This is a genomic window from Methanocalculus sp., assembly GCF_029762515.1.
In the GTDB taxonomy this organism is placed as follows: Archaea; Halobacteriota; Methanomicrobia; order Methanomicrobiales; family Methanocorpusculaceae; genus Methanocalculus.
Genome location: NZ_JARVGN010000136.1, coordinates 1 through 5,313 on the forward strand (window position 1 = coordinate 1; position 5,313 = coordinate 5,313).

Sequence of the window (5,313 nt, forward strand, 5' to 3'; positions counted from 1 at the left end):
CACCGAATAGAGAGTTCCGAGGAGCCAGTATGGCCGGATGAACGTCTCCACAATACCCGCTGTCTCAAGCCACCGTGCGATGAAGAGCGAGATGACGGTGATGAAGAAGATTGTAAAGAAGATCAGCGGCGTGATCAGGAGGAACCGGTAATCGCTCTGTATCATCCCGGTATCCTCGATCACCCTGAGGAATCCGCCGAGGACGACATAGGGGATCGTGGCAAGAACAAACGCACCATCAATCGCAATCTGCTTCCTTGAAAGCCACCGATAGACGAGATAGACTGAAATGATCAGGATCAGGGCATAGGTGAGGGTATCGACTAATGTGTATGCCCCTCCATACCGGATGGGATCAATGTAATATTTGTATATGAAGTCACTAAACATGAAATGATCTCGATGGGCTCAGAATATTTCAAGATACTCAAAAATAAAGTTTTTGATAAGTCAAAATGGATGCAGCTCCCCCGTGATGTGGTCATCGGGCATGATGCCCTCGACCAGATCCCGAGGGTCCTTGAGGAGCTTGCTCTTGGGCAATCGGTCCTCCTCCTCTCAGGTCCAAGGACGAATGGGGCGGTCGGGAGCCGGGTGGCTTCCCTTCTTGAGGGTCAGTTCGATCTCACCCGGCATGTCACTGATGCAATCACTCCTGAGACGATCCGGTCTGTTGAAGAGGCGGGATCAGCAGCCGATATCATTGTGGCGGTTGGTGGCGGCCGGGTGATTGATACTGCAAAGATCGCATCATTCAACCTGGATTGCCAGTTCGTCAGTGTCCCGACTGCTGCATCTCATGATGGAATCGCCTCTTCCCGCGCATCGGTTCCGACAGAAGAAGGAAGTTCGTCACTTGATGCCCATCCCCCGGTCGCAATCGTTGCAGATACCGGGATCATCGCTGCTGCACCCCACCGCCTCCTTGCATCCGGGTGTGCGGATATCATCTCAAACTACACCGCAATACTCGACTGGGAGCTCGCACACCGGCTCCGTGGCGAAGTAATATCCGAGTATGCGATCGCCCTCTCCCGGATGACCGCCGAGATCCTGGTGAAAGATGCCCATCTTATCAGGCCAAACTCTGAAGAAAGTGCCTGGATCGTGACAAAAGCCCTCGTATCCTCGGGAGTTGCCATGAGTATCGCCGGATCGTCGAGGCCTGCCAGCGGAGGGGAGCATAAGTTCGGGCATGCAGTCGAGCGGCTGGCGCCGGGGAAGGTGCTGCACGGCGAAGCATGCGGGATTGGAACGATCATCTCGATGTACCTGCATGGAGGTGACTGGCGTGGGATACGCGATTCCCTCAGAACGATAGGTGCACCGACAACTCCGGCCGAGGTCGGCCTCCCCGATCATATTGCAGCTGAAGCAATCGTGAAGGCAAAAGAGATACGGCCTGAACGCTTTACTATTTTTGATATGGGTATCACACAGGAATCAGCAGACGATCTGATCCGAATGCTGTACCGGGAGTGAGATGTATGACTGAGGCAAAGAACCGGGTTACATTAATTGGAAAAAAACTTGCCCGTGACGGGACAGAATTTGTCTATGTCGGGGTAGTGGATGCATGCAACGGATGCAAGGTGAAGAAGGCCTGTCACAACCTCATTGAGGGGAGGAAATACCGGGTGGTCGATGTCAGGCCGACAACCCACTCATGCCAGGTCTTTGCAGATGGCGCCTGCGTTGTTGAGGTGGAGGAGGCGCCGGTGGTTGCGCTCATCGCCGGTGAGATGGCGATCACAAATTCAAGGTTTATCTATGAGTATACCTGCAACCGTGAGGAATGCAGGAGCTATGATCTCTGCCATCCGGATGGAGTCAATGAAAAGGAAAAATATACGATCACCCAGGTTCTCGGGAGTGCTCCTGACGAATGCCTCAGGGGCCGGAAGAACCTGAAACTTGTTGAGATACTCCCTCTCTGATCCTCTTTTTTTAATTATCACACTGCAATTGACGATCACTTCTCGCCCGCTGACCAGACCGCCTCCTCAAGCTCAAGGAGTGCAGGCCCGCCTTCAAGATCCGCGATCCATTCCCGTGGAATCCCTCCGGCTCCGTGGAGTGCGCCCCCGAGAGCGCCGCAGATGGCGGCTGTTGTATCGGTATCACCACCATGAGAGATGGCAGCCTGTATCATCCCGGCAAAAGTCTCTTCTTCCATGAAACAGGTGATGGCAACATGCGCTGCTTCGAGGGCATCCAGGGAAGGTATCAGCGGTGCGGCTGAAAGGAGTGCAATCCTGTTCCTCACCTCTATGTTTTCACAGAATTTGAGTGCCGAGAAGAACGCCTCCTCCTTTGAGCCGCCACGGCAGAGGATCGAGATCATCTGGTTGACAATGCCGGATGTTGCACCCGCCACCGGGTGGGGATGGGTGGTGGCAGCGGCATATCCGCTTATGATGCGGGCATTACCGGGGCGGTAGAAGATCCCAATGGGCGCTCCCCGCATCACCGCCCCGTTTGTCCTCCCGCTACCGGAGATCCCCGATACTGCACTCTCCGGTGATGCACCTCCCTTCACGCGTTCCAGAACCTCCCGGCTTGTAGGTCCGAAGAACTCGGGATGGAGATCATAGATCCGGATCAGGCGGCTCAAAAAATCAATTGCTGAAAACTGATGGCAGGTTATCAGGGTCTCTGCCAGCGCTATCATCTGGAGGGTGTCATCGGTATACTCTCCTCTCCGTGTTAAGAAAGGCCCCCCTCCTGTCATCCGCTTGGGTATTTGATGGATTTTTGGGCTTCCTTCGAAGGGCGCACCCATTGCATCCCCTATTGCCGAGCCAATCAGCGTTCCTGGTATGCGCGTGAATTGGAATATAAAGATCACCAATAAATTATATTTGGCTACTCATTAGAGTCTCATCTGAAAAAGGTGATAGGTTGCAGAAAGAAGAACTCATTCATTTACACATGCTCATGGTAACCGTAAAGAAATATTATGAGACCATGACTGGCGACGCAGTATCGACTCACAAGTACGACTCTCTTCTTATCTCCCCCGTTCATATCCACAAAAATAAAAACTCACATAAAGAAGCGCTTCTGACGCTTGCAGAAGAGATTGTCGAGCGGATTCATGATCATCCCGGTTCCATCCAGCCTGAATATCATGCAAAAACCGCCACTCCTGTTCTGATAAAAAACTGATCCTATCATGGATGATTATACCGCTTTCCGGGAGATCATCTCCCGGCTTTCTTCTTCAGATACTCCTGATGATATCCAGAGGATCAAGCTCTCTGTCTGCCGGGAATTCCGGCTATCTGCATTTCCAAAGAACTCTGCCATCCTCCTTGCAGCAGAGCCGCATGAACGCGAACATCTCCGGCGTATCCTTCAGGTGAAGCCAACCCGGACCCTCTCCGGGGTTGCTCCCGTTGCGGTGATGACCTCCCCACACCCCTGCCCGCACGGGATCTGCCTCCCATGCCCCGGAGGGCCTGACCATCTCTTCCAGTCTCCCCAGAGCTATACGGGGGAAGAGCCTGCCGCACTCCGGGGGAGAGAACACGGCTATGATCCTTATGAACAGGTGCATGCCCGCCTCTCCCAGTTCCGGCTCCTCGGACACCATGTTGACAAGGCGGAACTGATCGTGATGGGGGGGACGATCACCGCCCGCGATCCGGCATACCAGGAGCATGTTGTCACCCGATGCCTGATGGCGATGAATGACTTTCCGGATCGATCATCTACTGAGGCTGGCTTTGAAGAAGCTGCACTCGCAAATGAGTCTGCGGCAGTCCGGTGCATTGCGATCACCTTCGAGACCCGGCCTGACTGGTGCAGGCGCGAGCATATTGAACGGATGCTCTCTCTTGGGGTCACCAAGGTTGAGATCGGTGTCCAGCATGTCCTCAATGAGATCCTGGAATATAACCGGCGTGGGCATGGTGTCGAAGCATCTATCGAAGCCAACCGCCTCCTCCGCGACGCAGGGTTGAAAGTCGGGTTCCATGTGATGCCGAACCTCCCCGGAAGCGATATCGAAAAGGATCGTGAACTCTTTCGGAGCCTCTATTCGAATCCGGATCTCCGGCCGGACTTCCTGAAGATATATCCGACTCTGGTCACCCCCGGATCCGAGATTGAGGAGCTCTACCATCGTGGTGAATACCGGCCATATGACGAAGAAGAGCTGATCGCACTGGTGGCATATGGAAAAGAGCAGCTCCCCGAATATACGAGGCTCCAGCGTATCCAGCGTGACATCCCGGCGAAGCTGATTGTTGCAGGATCGCGACATGGAAACTTCCGGCAGCTCGCACAGAAGCATCTTGAAGCTGAGGGAAAGCGGTGCCAATGCATCAGGTGCCGGGAGATCGGTCGGAGCCCGAACAGGGAAGAGGGTGAGATCCGGACGATTGAGTATGACTGCTGCGGCGGCGTTGAGTTCTTTATCCAGGCAGAGGCAGGAGACTCTCTCATCGGTTTCATCCGCCTCCGGTTCCCGGGAGAGGTCTTCTCACCCGAATGCGAGGGTGCTGCCCTCATCCGTGAACTCCACGTATACGGGAGTATCGTTCCACTCTCATGGGATCCGACTGGCGGTGAGCGGCAGCACAGCTCCTATGGAAAACGTCTTCTCGAAGAGGCGGAGGAGACGGCACGGCGTGGAGGGTTTTCCTCTGTTTGTGTAATGAGCGGTATTGGTGTCCGCCCCTATTACCGTAAACAGGGCTATCTACGGGAAGGTCCATATATGATTAAGAAGCTGTCATGAAACCTGCAACTGTTGAATTTCTCAGAAACCGGTTCTCTGACTATTATTCCGGTACCTTGAAGATGACCGCTCCCCTGCGGGTACCGGAGGCGCTAGACTCCCGGGAGTGGGGTTTCATGTTCTTTGGCACCAGAACTACTCCCGGTATGCGGCGCCACCTCTCGTTTCCATTAAAAGATGAGCTCTTCTCGTACCTCAGGTCGATGACGCCGGCCCATGTCTATTACTCGACAGCGTATTATGAACATCCGGCAGCCCCGACGATGGATGAGAAGGGATGGAGCGGTGCGGATCTCATCTTCGATCTCGATGCCGACCATATTATGCGCGGACCCTATGACCAGATGCTTGCACGGGTGAAAGAGGAGCTCTTCAAGCTGATCGGCATGCTTACCGACGAGTGCGGGATCGATCCCGCAAAGGAACTCTCTCTCGTCTTCTCCGGGGGAAGGGGCTACCACATTCACCTCCAAACGCTTGAGATGCGTTCGTGGAAGAGTGGTGAGCGGCGCGAACTCGCAAACTATGTCTGTGGGACCGGCATCTCCCTCACCACGCATCTCTCCGAT

Annotated in this window: 7 protein-coding genes; 5 read left to right on the plus strand and 2 right to left on the minus strand. The window is 54.3% G+C overall.

The features are described from left to right. Nucleotides 1–390, minus strand: a 390-nt coding sequence (locus QCH34_RS06185; protein ID WP_300331792.1) for a DUF63 family protein, incomplete at its 3' end; no start/stop codon positions are given. A 12-nt stretch (nt 391–402) separates the two neighbouring features. Here QCH34_RS06185 and QCH34_RS06190 point away from each other — a divergent pair. After that, nucleotides 403–1,482: an NAD(P)-dependent glycerol-1-phosphate dehydrogenase gene (locus tag QCH34_RS06190; RefSeq protein WP_300331798.1), complete on the plus strand. Its 1,080-nt coding sequence runs from the start codon at nt 403–405 to the stop codon at nt 1,480–1,482. Between the two features lie 5 nt (nt 1,483–1,487). After that, entirely contained in the window at nt 1,488–1,937 is a 450-nt protein-coding gene (locus QCH34_RS06195; protein WP_300331803.1) for a UPF0179 family protein, read from the plus strand. A 35-nt stretch (nt 1,938–1,972) separates the two neighbouring features. On the opposite strand, the gene QCH34_RS06200 is transcribed toward QCH34_RS06195, so the two are convergent. Continuing rightward, a complete protein-coding gene (locus tag QCH34_RS06200; RefSeq protein WP_300331815.1) occupies nt 1,973–2,848 on the minus strand; it encodes an ADP-ribosylglycohydrolase family protein in 876 nt (291 codons plus the stop codon). 53 nt (nt 2,849–2,901) lie between these two features. On the opposite strand from QCH34_RS06200, the gene QCH34_RS06205 reads away from it, so the two are divergent. The 3 genes from QCH34_RS06205 to QCH34_RS06215 all read left to right on the plus strand — a co-directional run. Beyond that, a complete protein-coding gene (locus QCH34_RS06205) occupies nt 2,902–3,168 on the plus strand; it encodes a UPF0058 family protein (RefSeq protein WP_300331806.1) in 267 nt (88 codons plus the stop codon). Nucleotides 3,169–3,175: 7 nt separating this feature from the next. Then, nucleotides 3,176–4,744 (plus strand): tRNA uridine(34) 5-carboxymethylaminomethyl modification radical SAM/GNAT enzyme Elp3, encoded by a 1,569-nt coding sequence (locus tag QCH34_RS06210; RefSeq protein ID WP_300331809.1) that lies wholly within the window; start codon nt 3,176–3,178, stop codon nt 4,742–4,744. Next, nucleotides 4,741–5,313 (plus strand): DNA primase small subunit domain-containing protein (locus tag QCH34_RS06215; protein ID WP_300331812.1); only part of this gene is annotated, 573 nt, incomplete at its 3' end. The genes QCH34_RS06210 and QCH34_RS06215, both read left to right, overlap by 4 nt.